Source organism: Kitasatospora sp. NBC_01287 (assembly GCF_026340565.1).
GTDB lineage: Bacteria > Actinomycetota > Actinomycetes > Streptomycetales > Streptomycetaceae > Kitasatospora.
The window spans coordinates 1,614,858-1,629,080 of sequence record NZ_JAPEPB010000001.1; the positions used below are offsets into that span (position 1 = coordinate 1,614,858).

The window sequence follows — 14,223 nt, forward strand, 5'->3', positions numbered from 1 at the left end:
GTCCTCACGTGCCCGTGGCGGCAGGGCCGCGGTCGTCGAAGACGGTGTTGCGCGAACGTTTGGCCTTCCGGGCCTCGCGGGCGGGGACAGGCGGCACTTCGCCAGCCTCCGGATCCCGGTCGGGCACCCCGGTCAGGTCGATCGCGACGCTGTCGAGCAGATCCTCCGTCAAGCGCTCGAGCCCGGAGTCGATGGCCTCCCGACAGCCGTCCTCGATCAACCGTTCCAGCAGGCCAACGACGCCGTTGGTGCGCTGGAAGAGATACTCGGGCATGGTGCCCTCGGTGAGCATGCCCGAGGTGGCGTCGAGCAGGCGGAGCCCCTCCTGGACACCGCGAAGGTGCTGGAGCCAAGCAGCGATCTGCGGTGGGCTGTCGTAGCGGAATCGGCCGAGTTCGACCAGGTCGAACCGCCGCTCCGTCTGGGTCGGCTCCAAGCCGCGGAACTTGGATCGCTCGGAGGCCGGTAGCTGCCACTGGCCAGTGCTCGGGTCGTGGCGGCCTTCCCGAAGTAGTCCGGACCCACGGATGTCGACACCAATCAGGACGAGCGTGACGTGCATGCTCATGAAGGCTCGGATCAGGTCGAGAGTGTCCTGGTCATCAGCGCGGTGCATGCGTAGTCGGGTGATGTCGTCGAGGATCAGGACCTTGGTGCCGTGGTCGCGCAGGGATGAGGCGACCTGCTGGATGAGGTCGGGCAGATCCATCCGCGGGCTGATGGGTGCGCCGTAGAAGTTCAGGATGGCCTTGCAGGTGCTCTTCGGCTTTGCGGTGACGGGTGTTTGGACGTAGGCGACGGGAGCGTGCAAGTCTCGGTGGCCGGACTGCGCCTCAGGGTTGAGATGTTGGTGCAGAGCGAGCCAGCGTTCTTCGAAGGCAGCGGCGATCTCACAGACGCACTCGGTCTTGCCCTGGTAGCCACCGCCGGAGACCATGACGCCAGCGCGGGTGGTGGGCTTGAGCTTGAGTGCGTTGCTCTCGATGCGGCCGTTGAGGAGCTTCTCCACCGCCCGGCTCATCGGGGTCGCCAACAGCGGCAGATTCGCGTGGGTCGCGGCGCGGTGGAGGTTGTGGAGCATCTTCTTGCGCGGACTGAGCAGCCGCCAAGCCGCCAGGTCCATCAGGGGCGCTGGAACGAACGACCTCCGGATGCGGCACCAGTGCTGCCAGCCGGCCAGGGTGTCGCGGGCCGGTGCCGGCCCGGGGAGCACGAACGGCAGTTCGTTCCCGATCATCGCGTTCCTCCAGCGGTTTCGGATTCCACGGCGTCGTCGGGCAGCGTGAAGAAGCTGTGCCGCTGCAGGTCCTCTCCGAGGAGGGCCGGCGACGGGGGCATTTCGGGAACTGCGGCTTCGCGTCGACGCCGGCGCTCGGCTCCGACCGCCTCGCGGTTCTGGCGGACAAGGTCGGCCGGACGTGCGGCTGGCGGGGAGGTCAGGACCGCTGGGTGCGCGCGATCCCGGTCGGCTTGCCGGGCCCGTGCCACCTCCCGGGCCCGCTCGACTCGTTCCGTCTTGGTCATCTGACTCGGCCAGGCGCTCACCGGCGTGTGGGCGGCGATCAAGTCCAGCAGCACCGGCAGCAGCTCGGTGTCGTCGCGAGGCTTCATACCTGCGCGAGCGGCTTCGCGAAGGACCTGCTGCACTCGCGCGTCGGAGAAGACCGGGGTGTCACGGCCGGCAGGAAGGCCGTTCCAAGGCAACGTGTGCCACTCACCGGCGAGTTCGAAATACACCTGGCGGCAGTCGCGCGGATCGCGATTGACCACCCACTTGCCGCGGTGACGGCCGCTTCGTGTCGATGGGAGCGGGCCGAGGTCAGCGAGAACGGGGTGGTTGCCGCCGTACCAAAGTCCGCCGACCTTGACACCGCGCCGGCCGTGGATCTTGCCGTAGTGGGCCGGAAGTAGGTGGTGGTAGAGGCTTGGCTCCGGGATCTGTAGGGCGATACCGTCCCGGGCCGCCGAGGCGGCGAAGAGCGTGTTCGGGCTGTGCCGACCGCCTGGGTCCCAGGCCGGTGCGTACTGATCCAGACGCCGGTTCTGCCAGACCTTCACGATCCAGGTGGCCAGCAGATGTTCCATCTCGGACAGAGTCCATGAGGCGTCGCCCTCCGGGTCCGCGCCCCGGTCCGCGACATCCCGCCCCCGATAGCCAAGCAGCATTTCCAGCAGCAGCGACTGGATCCCGCCGAAGGCCCGCTCACAGGCAGCCTTGTCCTGGGGGCGCATGGCCCGCGCCGGCAGCACCACCACCCCGAGAGTGCGGGCGACCTGCACCAGGTGGTGGTTCTTGTAGACGCTTCCGTGGTCGCTGGTCACGGTCTCCGGGGCGAAGAACGGGCGACCCGCAACTGGGTGCCCCGCAAACTCCGTGACCAGTGCAGCCGGGACTCCCGGATAGTGCCATGCCATCTCCGGCGTCCAGCCGGGGCGCATCGGCAACGGGAGCATCACGTCCCTGAGCAGCATCGCCACCTCAATCGAGGAGTCCGAGCCCGGAGTGAGCCGGAATGCGGCCACGGAGTGCGTGAAGGCGTCGAGCCCGAGGGTGAGGTCCGCGGTGATCGGCTCCCCGAACACGTCGTCACGCAGCTTCACCGGGAACGGGGTCGTGTCCAGCACCAGCACTTGCCCGGGACGGGTGACGGTCACCACCGACGCGCCGGTCTCGACCGCAGCCGCCGATCGAAGGTAGCGCTGGCGGCCGCCCTCGGGGCCGAACCACTCCTTCCAGACCTTCGAGAGCGTCGTGTAGTGCGGGATCGTCTCCGCGACCGTTGCACCGTGCTTCTCGCGCACGTACTGGTGGATCATCCGTTCCTTGGTCTTCATCCCGACCCGGGACCGGTGCAGACACTCCGCATGGACTGCGTGGATGGCCTCCGTGATCTCTGAGCTGATCGAGCGGTGCCCTCGCAGGACAGGCGTCAGACGGCCATCCGCCAGACCCATGATCCCGCGCTCCTGCCAGGCCGCGGACCATCGCTGCAGTGTGCGCTCGCTGACCTCAGCCAACCCCAACTGGTGTGCATCGTCAGGATGGAGAGCACTGAGCTCGGCTACTTTGGTGAGACGACGCTGGGTCAGATTCGTGCATCCAGGATCGTACTGAGGTCGAGGCTCTCCCTCCTGGGCCCAGTGCCGGCTGCCACTTCGGTAGCCACTTTCAGCCTCCAGAAGGTGACCAGCCCGCAGAAGCAAGCGCTTCTGGTTGCCGCGGTCGAGGTCCTCGAAGCGCGTCGGCTGCGGCTTGTCGGTCATCGCGTCCTCCCACCTGGATAGACCCAGCTGGCGTCCCCGAAGGGCTGGGTCAGGTCGACCGTCATACGACGGCGCCAAAGCAGGTGGACCGCGTGCGTCCGAGCCACCGCCGGCACGCGCGTCTGATCGACCAACTTGCCGAACTGCCATGGGTGCTGACCCACAGCTGCAAGCAGTTGCCGTTCCAGACCCATCGGGTCGACCATCGGCCGACGCCGCGCGGAGAAGGCATCGATCCCGGCAAACACCTGAGGCTGCCAACCCGTCACCACTGCGTAGCGCCAGCCCGCCGCTGCCGCTGCCTGCGCGGCGGCGGCGAATCGGACCTCGTCCTCGGCCTCGATCAGTCCCTCCGGGCGTACATCCAGCAGCCAGGACGCATCTGCGGTGAGCGCGAGGAAGTCGGGGATGTGCGAGCCCTTCCCGTCCGACCCGGTGAACCGCAGCCGAAACGGCTGGGACAGCACCTCGTCGAACCCACCGATGAAGTCCAGGGCCAGCAGCAGCCAGCGCTCGGCCAGGCTCTCGAACCCGTGCTGTCGGCCGGTCGAGACGAGGCACTCCAGTCCGGGCCTGTGCCGCTGGCCCGTCCGCCAGGTGAAGCGCCGTACCGGCGCCGACGCCATCGCGGGCACCTCTGCCAGCATCTCCACCGGGCTGATGACGTCGGCCTTCCCGACCTTCCAGGTGGCGGTCCACGACCGCGTCCATCTTGGCGCGAGGTCCAGACGCGCCAAGGCCCGGTCAGGGATCTCATAGGGAAGCACCAGATCGTCCAACGAGCAGGCGTGCGACCACACCGGCCCTACTGCGACACGCTGGCGCTGTGCATCATCCACATGACCTAGGAGAGCTGACCGGGACAGATCGTGCCGCGAGATCACCCAAACCGGGCACAGCAACCAAGTTCGGGCGATACCCTGCCCGGCTAACGCTCAACTCGCCAACTGAAGTGCTCATCGGGTACTGGCTCGACACGGCTAAAGTGGCGGCCCAGACCCCACCGCCGACCAGCCCTGGAGCAGTTCATGTCCTCGTTGGACGAGTTGCAGGCCCTCCTGGGTGCCCCTGCCCACCGATTGCTCGACGCAGACAGCTGGAGCGACATCGAGCAACACCTAGGCTCCGCTTTGCCCAGCGACTTCAAGGCGTTCCTGGATGTCTACGGCAGCGGGGTCATCTCCGGCGAGCTCGTCGTCTTCCACCCACGTGGATCGAGCCCACTGCTGACGCGCATGACCAAGATCCATCAGACGTTCTCTGAGCGTCGAGGCAAGGCCCTGGATCGCGACGATTCTCAGCACTTCCCGTATGCCTTCCACCCTGAACCAGGCGGGCTGATCTCCTGGGGATACGACCACAGCGGCGACGAGCACTTCTTCCTGCCCTGCGACCCCGACCCGGACCGATGGAAGATCGTCACCATGATCCACGAGGAGGGCTGCGAGACCTTCGACGGTCCGTTCTCGAGCTTCGCCCTGGCCTTCGTCAAACGGCTCCTCGATGTGGATCAGTACCACGGCATCGACCCGGAAGCGCTGGAATTCCTGGAGCCGGAAGACCTGGAGGAACTGGCCGCCGCTGGAGAGATCGGCCCGGTCCAGCCGAGCTTCGGACCATTCTGAGCGCGACCTCGGACACCTGGGCCGTCTCTTCTGGATCTGACGGTACGCCACAAGCCTCTATGGTTAGCACTCATGGGGAGCAACAAGAGAAGTGCGGGGCAGCAGCAGTCACGGAAGAAGTGCCTGTTCTGCTCGTCCAATGCCGACTCGGCTGAACACATCTTTGCCGACTGGCTACACAGGGCCTACGGCGGCGGTGAGGGGGTGCGTACATGGACAGTTGACGGGACACCGGTCACGGAGAAGGGGGGACCGTTCAGCAAGAAGCTCAAGATCGTCTGTCGTCCCTGCAACAACGTGTGGATGAGCAGCATGGAGGAGAAGGCTAAGCCGGCGCTGGTGAAGATGTTCGACTGGGACGGCAAGGCGACACTGCAGCTGGACTCTGACGAGCAGATCGCCCTGGCACGCTGGGGCTTCAAGACTGCTGTTGTGGCCGCACACGTCAGTGGACGACCTGTCTTCCCGCTCCAGCAGTGCCAGGACTTCCGCGCCAGCGACACGCTCCCCCAATGCTGGATCCGCATCGGGCTCGGGGATAGCCCCCCACCTCGGGACTACTTCGGCGACAACATACGCTACGACCTTGTTGGCGAATGCGACTTCCTGCCTGCGAACGCGACGATGCTGGTCGATGGCGTCAAGACCACATTCCCTTTCTACCGAGCGGCCTTTCGCCTGTTCAACGTGGTCTGCGACGTGATGGGTTACCACCTGCCTGGCGCGGAGATCACCGCGACGCCGCCCCCGGACCATCAGGACGCTCTTACTCAGATCTGGCCGAACCCGGCTAGCCTGGTGACCTGGCCACCAAAAAGGACGGTGGACTCGATCGGGGGCGTTCATCAACTCGTGAGTTCGCGCTGAGGTAGGGGACCGATCACCAAGATCGCTCTCCTCCTTGCGCATGACGTCATACTGAACCGCCTTGACCGATCTCTCCGCCAGGCTTGGTCAGGTGGGCTGGCAGAGCGCCCGACTTGGCGGCTGCACGGCAGAGTTGGCGACTGGGGCGCTGTCTCGAAAGGGTGGATTCAGCCAGCAGACTCGACAGTGCACTCCCCGATCCAGCGGGCAAGAACGCTCAGAGTCGCAAGGTGCTCCAACGCTTCCTGTTCGGTCCAGGAGACTTCATCCTCGTGGGCAGCAACGTTGCGAATCGCCAAGAAGACACCCGCAGCGAGGTACTTAGCCCCCTCCTGGCGAGCCCGCCAGGTTGGAGTATTGCGATCATCCGGAAAGCGGAGCCGTGGCTTCCCAGCAACCGGCTCCTTCAGATCGAATGTCTGGAGGCACAGGTCGGTCTCGCCGATGTCATGGCGACCGAGCTTCTGCTGAAGACGGCGGTTAACTGTACGAGCAGCAGCGAGCACCGCGTCTTGACGCGCCTCTGCGGCCCAAAGCGGGGAGGCTGGCTCCCAGACCCACGGATGGAGCTGGTCAGCAGCCAATGTGGGCGCATCCGGCGTCAGCCGCGCCGCCCATTCGTCCATGCTCGCCAAGATTCCGAGGCCGCGGTGGACCTCGTTCCGCGCCATGATCGGACCCGCCATCTGGTCGATGTCGATCTTCTCCGCGATCTTCGGGTCCAGGAGTCGCAGGATCTGCTTGATAGTGGGTTCTAGCCGGTGCAGCTGCTCGTACAGCGTTCGGTCACCGATGTATCCGCCATGCCTTTCACTGGCCTCATACCGCATGGCCAGGTTGTCGAACGCCTCGAGCTGCTGTCGCATCCAGTCACGGTCCACATCGGCATCCTAGGCGGCAACTGCGACAGCAGCACCCAAGCCGGCGACTCTCCGCTCAGTCAACGCTCAACTCTCCAACTGCCGTGCTCAGTCACACCGGGTGTCACCAAGTCGCTTATCAGTCGCCGTCGTAACCTGAGAGCACCCTGGGAAAACCAAGACCGCGCTGCAGTGAGCCGCCCGGGACTGAGCGCTTCAGCTGGCGGATGAGTTTGCCACCCATCAAGTAGCCGAGCCGAAGCCCGAGTAGCGCCCACCGGTGAGGCCGGAGGGAGTTCCGTTGTTCCGAAGGACGATCGCACGCAGCTCGCCGGGCTGCGCCGGATAGGTGTTGGCACCGCGGCGGACGAAGTACTCCGGCTGCTTGTCGCGCTCACGCGGATTCACCAGCCCGTAGGGACCGTTCTGGCCAGGCTGCACTTCCAGGACGAAAACCAGCTTGTTGCCGGGGCGATACTCCTTGATGTCGAAGTCGGGAGTTGGCTGCACCGAGCTGCGTACCAGGTTCGTGAGCTCATCGCGCATCTGGGTACTGGGCTTGTCCTCCGAGAGGCCCGGGAGCGTTACCTCGTCACGGTGGATGCCGAAGACGATCGCGCCGCCGTCGCCATTGGCGAAGGCGGCAACGGTCTTGAGGGTGCGACGGTTCTCCTTGGTGGGGAGCATCTCCTTGAACTCCAGCTGAGGCCCTTCCCCGGATGCGATAAGGGCCTCCACCGTGGCCACGGGGTCAACCGGTCTGTCGATTTCCACGCCGGCCCCCTGCAGCCCACCGGTCCAAGCGGAGGTTGGGTCGAGCGAGCGGTAGTCCAGCCAGACTGTGCCCCTCTTCAACCAGAGCCACGCGTGGGAGGGAAGCCCGGAGGGCAGCGGGATCACGACGACGCTCGGGCCGTCGAGTCGTTCGACCCGCCGCTGCTCGACCCCGTAGAGCTCCAGGTCAGTGCCGTGCACGTCGTCGCCCTCAACAGCGACCTTGAGCTCAGTCGCGGTGATGTGCACGCCTCCGAGCTGAGCGCCCTGCTCGGCGACGCGGACCACGGCCAGGTCAGCCATCGCGTCACGGTTCCCGGTCAGGGAGAAGTCGCCGTCGAAGAACGCCCGGCAGGCCCAGGCAATGTCGGGGAACGACGGGGTCTCACCTTCACCCACGAGCATCCCGGACGGGAGGTGCGCAGGCGGGAGCTGACGGTTCTCCGGATCGGCCGCCGAGACCGTGTACTCGGCGACGGGGAACGGCAGCTGCAGCCGATCAAGGCGCGAGTACCCTGGCCGCCGCTCCGCGATGGCAGTTGGGTGCGCGCCTGGTGTCCAGAACGTCAGCGGCCCGACCACCACGCTCGGGCAGGCGTCTACGGAGAACATCAAGGCGAGGTCGGACGCAGCCGTACGGGCAGCAACGAAGGCGTAGTGCTCATACATCCACATGCTCTCGCCCCAACCCGGCGGCTCAGCCCCAACGAGCGCCCAGCACCTGTTGAGCACCCACCGCTCGCCGCGGCGCAGCGCAAGCAGTCGGACACAGGCATCCCGGCTGTCGCGGACCAGCACGTCAGCGGCCTCTTCTGCCTTGACCTGCACGCCCATGCCACCTCTCCCTCCCTCAACCCGTGACACCTGCACTGGCACGAGTGCTCAGACTCTACGGTGCGTCCGGCTCGACGGCAGCGACGGCTGAGCCGGTCCCCTGGCCACTGCTCCGTTCAACGTCGTCACCAACCCCGCCTTTGCCGAACCGAAGATCATCTGTCCCATGGCCGATCGGTGAGGGTAACGGACTTCCCAGCAACGCTCTCGACTGCAGCGCACACGCGGCAACCCTGAGTTCCCGTAGGCTTCCTGGATCAGGAGACATCACTGGGGGACGGGCCATCACGTTGTCGCATGAAGCAGCAGACCACATCAGCGGTCAACTCAGCCCGTTGCTGCAGAACCTCTTGGCATGGTCGTTCGCGAACCTGGCTGGGAGCGCGCCTTCGGTGTTGGCGGACGAAGCGGAGAACGGGGATCGCTTCCTTCGCGCGCCTGAGCAGTGGGCGACCCATCACGAGCCGAAGGGCGAGCGGTTCTCAGCCCGGGCGGCGGAACTGCTCAGCCAGGGCCCCGTTCTGTTGCTGCCCTCGTGGGAGCGCTTACCGCGAACCAGCAAGCGGATGCAGCCGCCGCGCTTCGCCTTCGAGCCGGTTCTGCGGGGCCTCCAGCCCGCCGGCCCCGACAGCCTGTTGGGGGTGGTCCTCCCCGCAGAGGTGTTCGATTCGGAAGCCCTCTGGGCCGTAGATCTGCGTACCGCGCTTGCCGAGCGCTGGGACATTCTCGTGCTCCTGTATGGCCAGGGCTCGGTCACCGGCATGAACAACAGCCTGGTCATCTCGGCGGTGCTGCTGCGTCCCCGCGGCGCCCACCAACCCCCGCTGAAGCTGTTCCGCTTCTCAGGGCGTGATGCCCAGGACGCGGTTGAGAAGGACTACCAGAGCCTCCTGGGTCGAGGCGGCGGCCGTACCCGCCACGGCTACGTGCTCCGCGACCGGCCCGACCCGTCCGCCTCGCTGGCGTTTGAGGTTCACGATCCGAAGATCGCCGAACTGCGCGCCGCCCTCGCCGCCTACGGCAGCGTCACCCCCCTGGGCGACCTGTACCAGCAACTGCCCGCAGTGAATCTCGCGACCGACGTGGGTTGGATTTGCGCCGCCGAGGATCTGGGCGCCGTTCGGCTGCTGGGCGGGCGGGACATCACTCGGGACGGCGAGACCGCCCCCGCCTCGGAGGACACCGCCTGGGGCCGCGTCCCCGACACCCATCTGCTGGCTCCAGGGGACCTGGTTGTCCGGGCGGTGGGCCAGCCCAGCGACCCCGGCGGCCTGATCCTGGCGGAAGTCACCGCCCAGGACCTGCCAGCCGCTGCCACTCACATGGTTCTCCCGCTGCGCCCACGCGAGGGACTGGACCCGAAGCTGCTGGCATTCGCGGTTATGTTCCTGCGCACACCAGCGGCCCGCTCCTTGACCATGTGGTCGGGATTCCGTCTGACTGGCAGCAAGCTTCGCGCCCTCACCATCCCGCAACCAGACGACGCTCTTACCAAGGCCCTCGACGACGTGACCGCGGCCCGAGACCGCCTGCGCGTCTGGCAGGCGGAAGCCGAAACCCTCTTGGCCTCGGTATTTTTGGAGAGGACCCCTGCCGCAGCCCGCGACAACATCATCCGATCGGGGCAGACCCTGCGCCTGCGCGTCGAAGCCGCTGCCCTCCTCGATGACCTCGGGCACACGGTCCGCACCCGGTTCCCCTACCCCGTCGCCTCTCGCTGGCGCGAGACCGAAGCCGACATTAGCGCCGGACCCAGCCAGGCCACCTACGCCACCATTCTGGACACCGCCGAGGTGTTGCTGTGCTACGTGGCGCAACTCGCTCTCGCGCTCGCCCGAACCGCCGGGATCGAGCTGGGAGCGGCGGCCGACATCAAGGACAAGCTCGCCAGCGGACGAAGTGGCCCGGGCCTCGGCGACTGGGCCTCGGTTCTTCAGGAAGTCGCGACCAGCCGGAAACTGAAGCAGCTCCCGTCCGAGCATCCCCTCCTCAAGGTCCGCACCCTGCTGGCCGACCACGGCACAGCCGACGCCCGCAAGCGTCTGAACGATCGTCGCAACGACCAGGCCCACCAGCGTCGCATCGACGCGGTCGACCTGCCCCGCGCCATCACCGAAGCCCTGGCCGACCTGACCCACCTGCTCCAATCCGCCCGGTTCCTCGCCGACTGGCCGCTCATCCACCTCACAGCCGTGCGCTGGAACACCCTCACTCGCACCGCCAAGGTCGAATACCGCGAGATGACCGGAGACCACCCCGTCGTTCCGATCAGCACTATGACAGTTGCTCGCAACGACCTAGAGAGCGGCAGCCTCTACCTGCGCGACAGCGAACACGAACTCCACTTGCTACGCCCGTTCCTGATCGGCCGGGACTGCCCCGCTTGCCGCCTGTGGTCGACCTTTCATGTGGACCGCGTGCCCAGAGACCGGGTCGTCCTCAAGAGCCTGGAACACGGGCACGTCCTCGACGACGACACCGCCGACCTGCGCACGAGCCTGCAGCACGTGCACCTGCTCTGACATCCCCGGCCTCGCCCAACGACACGTGCACACTTTTGCGGAGCGCTGGTCTCCGACCGCATGCTGCCGAACGGGAGACGGGCACCGGCACATCCCGCAACCGGCCGCTATCGTGTGCCCGAGCCCACCGGACCTGGGGCCACCAGGGCGTGTCGCCGGCGGGCGCGCAGCTCCAGGGTGAGCTTCACCCTCCAAACCGGGGATGATCTCATGGCTCAGCACCTGCTCGACGCGGCGGCGTAGCACTCCAGGAGCTGCCAGTTGTGCCCGTCGGTTTGGCGGGTGGCCAGAGAACAGATCCAGTCGGCGGCAGGCCGGCCGGTGACAGCAGCCAAGGCGAGCACGTACCGCTCGGCCCGGCAAGCGGCGGTAGTGCAGTTGTGCAGCCCTGCCTCGAGCGCTCTCGCGTCGACCGGCTGGCAGATCCTGGAACTGGTGACGGAATGCGCCCGCTGACCCGCGCGCGGCGCACCGAGGCCGGAAGAGTGAACGATCGCCTACCTTCCCGAGCGCCAGACTTGAGCCGAGACACGATAGTTGGAACCAGCAGGATGGTGTGCTGACCTGGCAGTTCTGACCCTGCGGGACACGCTTGTTGGAACCATCTGGTCGCGCTTCTTGTAACCTGCGGTGGATTGCCATTCATGTTGGAACCAGTTCCGAACATCCCGGGCTCGCGGCGAAGGTGGCTCGACCAGCGCAGCAGCACCTGGGCCAAACTCGCCCGTCCAGGCCGGATCCATCACTTCACGGCACTACGCGGACTCCTGCTCCAGCATGCCGAGCATCTCATCCGAAAGATCGACAGCGTTCAGGCCGACCCTTGGTCCAGCTGCGGATAGCCGATCTCGGAGATGTCCTGGGCCAGGTCCGCCAAGCTGACCTCAGGGTTCAGCAGCGATACGAGTTCCTGGCTCAGCGGCCGCAAGGCATGCACCTGACTCACCGCCCTCAGGTCGATGGAGACCTCGTAGTAGTCCTCGGCGAAACGCTGGAACGCTTCCGGAGAACGGTCGACCAGGAGGCCGAACAGGCTCGTCGCCCCGTCAGGATCGACAGCACCCTCGGGGAAGTCGATCGTCCCGTGATGCCACCGCTCGTCCGTCGGCCCCCGCCACAAGCAGGCCGTCACGACCGGCACGTCGTCCTCGTCGGTGAACGCCGGCTCCTCGACGAAGGGCCTGAAGAGCTCGGGGACCTCGTCGATCACTCCCGGCCAGGCCTCGCCATCGTTGCCGAAGGGGCTCATCGGCGATTCGTGATCGAAGCCCCGCACATAGGCCCCGGCCGCCGAGAACACGATCGAGTACTCGTCTCCCGACCCGTTACGCATCGACGCCATCTCCTCACCGTCGGCCCAACCGGCGTTGAAGGAGTAGTACCGGCCCTCCCAATCCGGGCTCAAGATCGCATCGAGCATCGCCAGCGAACGGCACTTGTCCCGCAGGTCGGCGATGCTGGGGAGCTGGCGGGCTACGTCATAGACAGTCACCTGCTCATCCAACCCGACACCACCGACACCCAAGCCCGCCGGGGCCGTCGTGAGCCCTCCGGTTCCAACATGCGTGGCCAGGTTCCAACTATCGTGGCTCGGCTCAAGACTCACGGGCTCAACTCCGGCGATACCTTGCCCGGCAAACGCTCAACTCGCCAACTGAAGCGCTCAGTCACAGCTGAGACCGAGCACTGCCGCCGAAGAGCCTGCCGGCGGGGACCAGGCCGCCGGCTACGGTCCGGCCGCGCCGGCGGGGTTTCCGCAGGGGCGGGTGACGGCCCATGCCGCCTCGATCATCCGGAAGATCTCGTCGAGCGCGGTCTGCGGATCGGCCGCCTCGCGGGCCAGTGAATAGGCGTCGATGACGAACCTGGCGATGGTCCGGCAGGCCGTGGCGGTCTGTGACAGGGCGGGATCGGCGGCGATGGCCGTTGCGAGCGCCTCCGCATGGCGCAGCCTCATCGACTCCTCGTACTCCCGCAGGGCGGGTGATGCCTCGATCATGCGCCGGATCGGGGTGGCGCCGTCCGCCGCGCAGTGTCGCACCAGGGCCTGGACCTCGCGGCGCAGCGCGGGGATGAGCGGCTCGTGCGACGCCCGGCCGGTGACCGCCCGCGTGAGGCGCAGCTCGAAGTCTTCGTCCTGCTCGAACACCAGGGCCTCTTTCGAGGCGAAGTGGGAGAAGACCGTGGTGACGGCCACGTCGGCCTCGGCGGCCACGTCACGGATGCCCACGGGGTCGAAGCCGCGTTCCAGGAAGAGCCGCAGGGCGGTGTCGGCGATCTTCTGGCGGGTCGCGGCCTTCTTGCGCTCGCGGCGTCCGGACGGCACGGTCATGGCCACACGCTACCAGATGCAAAAACAGAACGGGTTTCAAACCCTAACCGTTAGTGTTACCGTCGCCGCATGAAGAAAGTGAGCTTCGCCGAGTTCGGCGGTCCGGACGTGCTGCGACTCGTGGACGCCGAGGAGCCCCACGCGGGCCCCGGTCAGGTACGCATCGCCGTGCGGGCGGTGGGCGTGAATCCCGTCGACTGGAGGATCCGCGAAGGCCAGATCCTGGGGGCGCATCCGATCCAGTTGCCCTCCGGAGTCGGGCTGGACGCCTCCGGGGTGGTGGACGAGGTCGGCGAGGGTGTCGAGGGGGTCGAGGTCGGCGACCAGGTGTTCGGCGAAGGCTCGAACACCTACGCCGAGTCCGCCGTGCTGTCGGCCTGGGCCCGCATACCCGAGGGGCTGACGTTCGAAGAGGCGGCCGGGTACCCCTCCGTGGTGGAGACCGCGCTGCGCGTCATCCGCGAGGTCGGCGTGCGGTCCGGGCAGACGCTGCTGGTCAGCGGAGCGTCCGGGGGAGTCGGATCGGCGGTGCTGCAGATCGCCCGCGACCGCGGCATCACGGTGATCGGCACAGCCGGGGCCGCGAACCAGGGCTATCTGCGCGGCCTGGGCGCCCTCGCCACGACGTACGGCGAGGGCTGGGTCGAGCGAGTGCGGCGGCTCGGCCGGGTCGACGCGGCTCTGGACCTGGCCGGCTCGGGCGTGATCCGCGAGCTCGTCGAACTGACCGGGGATCCGCGGAAGGTGGTCTCCATCGCCGACCTCGGTGCGCCGGCCCTCGGTGTCCGATTCTCCGGCGTGGCCGGGAGCGTACCGGAAGCGCTCGCCGAGGCCGTCGACCTCATCTCCCGGGGAAAGCTCCGGATCCCGGTCGAGAAGTCGTACACGCTGGCCGAGGCCGCGGCGGCGCACATCGACAGCCAGGCCGGCCACACGCGAGGGCGCCGGGTCCTGGTCATCTGAGCCGGCGCCACCGGGGTCGCGGTGGGGGGCTGGGCGTCTCGGCGGCGATCGGGGCGAACCGGCTCTCGATCGGGCTGTCCCACTCGATCAGGACGGCGGGGAACCAGGTGACCGGCTTGGTGTCGCCGAGCGCGTCCGCGGCCGGCACTGTGACGCAGGTCACGGCAGGCGCAGAACCTGCG

The 14,223-nt window shown here is 67.1% G+C and carries 12 protein-coding genes; 4 read left to right on the forward strand and 8 right to left on the reverse strand.

The genetic code is table 11. The annotated features are described in order from the left end of the window. Positions 1-4: 4 nt before the first annotated feature. Genes OG455_RS06595 through OG455_RS06605 form a run of 3 tightly spaced genes read right to left on the reverse strand, consistent with a single transcriptional unit; the run spans position 5 to position 4,043 of the window. Positions 5-1,237: a TniB family NTP-binding protein gene (locus OG455_RS06595; RefSeq protein ID WP_266291178.1), complete on the reverse strand. Its 1,233-nt coding sequence runs from the start codon at positions 1,235-1,237 to the stop codon at positions 5-7. Next, the gene (locus OG455_RS06600; RefSeq protein WP_266291180.1) at positions 1,234-3,264 is read right to left on the reverse strand and encodes a transposase; all 2,031 of its coding nucleotides are present in this window, start codon (positions 3,262-3,264) and stop codon (positions 1,234-1,236) included. The genes OG455_RS06595 and OG455_RS06600 overlap by 4 nt, the downstream gene beginning before the upstream one ends. Beyond that, positions 3,261-4,043 (reverse strand): TnsA-like heteromeric transposase endonuclease subunit, encoded by a 783-nt coding sequence (locus OG455_RS06605; RefSeq protein ID WP_266291182.1) that lies wholly within the window; start codon positions 4,041-4,043, stop codon positions 3,261-3,263. The genes OG455_RS06600 and OG455_RS06605 overlap by 4 nt, the downstream gene beginning before the upstream one ends. Positions 4,044-4,292: 249 nt before the next feature. Here OG455_RS06605 and OG455_RS06610 point away from each other — a divergent pair, with 249 nt between their 5' ends. After that, positions 4,293-4,889, forward strand: coding sequence for an SMI1/KNR4 family protein (locus OG455_RS06610; RefSeq protein ID WP_266291184.1), 597 nt, complete (start codon positions 4,293-4,295; stop codon positions 4,887-4,889). 72 nt (positions 4,890-4,961) lie between these two features. Then, the gene (locus tag OG455_RS06615; RefSeq protein ID WP_266291186.1) at positions 4,962-5,756 is read left to right on the forward strand and encodes a hypothetical protein; all 795 of its coding nucleotides are present in this window, start codon (positions 4,962-4,964) and stop codon (positions 5,754-5,756) included. Positions 5,757-5,923: 167 nt separating this feature from the next. Here the strand turns inward: OG455_RS06615 and OG455_RS06620 are convergent, their stop codons facing one another. Beyond that, on the reverse strand, positions 5,924-6,637 hold the full coding sequence (locus tag OG455_RS06620; protein ID WP_266291188.1) for a TIGR02391 family protein: 714 nt from the start codon (positions 6,635-6,637) through the stop codon (positions 5,924-5,926). A 222-nt stretch (positions 6,638-6,859) separates the two neighbouring features. After that, positions 6,860-8,224 (reverse strand): helix-turn-helix domain-containing protein, encoded by a 1,365-nt coding sequence (locus OG455_RS06625; RefSeq protein WP_266291190.1) that lies wholly within the window; start codon positions 8,222-8,224, stop codon positions 6,860-6,862. Between the two features lie 290 nt (positions 8,225-8,514). On the opposite strand from OG455_RS06625, the gene OG455_RS06630 reads away from it, so the two are divergent. Beyond that, complete coding sequence (locus tag OG455_RS06630) at positions 8,515-10,746, forward strand: hypothetical protein (protein WP_266291192.1); 2,232 nt, start codon at positions 8,515-8,517, stop codon at positions 10,744-10,746. 811 nt (positions 10,747-11,557) lie between these two features. Here the strand turns inward: OG455_RS06630 and OG455_RS06635 are convergent. Further along, the gene (locus OG455_RS06635; RefSeq protein WP_266291194.1) at positions 11,558-12,250 is read right to left on the reverse strand and encodes a hypothetical protein; all 693 of its coding nucleotides are present in this window, start codon (positions 12,248-12,250) and stop codon (positions 11,558-11,560) included. A 222-nt stretch (positions 12,251-12,472) separates the two neighbouring features. Further along, positions 12,473-13,078, reverse strand: a complete 606-nt coding sequence (locus tag OG455_RS06640; RefSeq protein ID WP_266291196.1) for a TetR/AcrR family transcriptional regulator — start codon at positions 13,076-13,078, stop codon at positions 12,473-12,475. Between the two features lie 69 nt (positions 13,079-13,147). On the opposite strand from OG455_RS06640, the gene OG455_RS06645 reads away from it, so the two are divergent. Next, positions 13,148-14,041 carry an NADP-dependent oxidoreductase gene (locus tag OG455_RS06645; protein ID WP_266291197.1) on the forward strand — a complete coding sequence of 298 codons (894 nt, stop codon included), beginning with the start codon at positions 13,148-13,150 and terminating at the stop codon, positions 14,039-14,041. Here OG455_RS06645 and OG455_RS06650 read toward each other — a convergent pair. Continuing rightward, positions 14,034-14,204 carry a hypothetical protein gene (locus OG455_RS06650; RefSeq protein WP_266291198.1) on the reverse strand — a complete coding sequence of 57 codons (171 nt, stop codon included), beginning with the start codon at positions 14,202-14,204 and terminating at the stop codon, positions 14,034-14,036. The two genes, OG455_RS06645 and OG455_RS06650, sit on opposite strands and share 8 nt — an antisense overlap. Between the last annotated feature and the right edge of the window lie 19 nt (positions 14,205-14,223).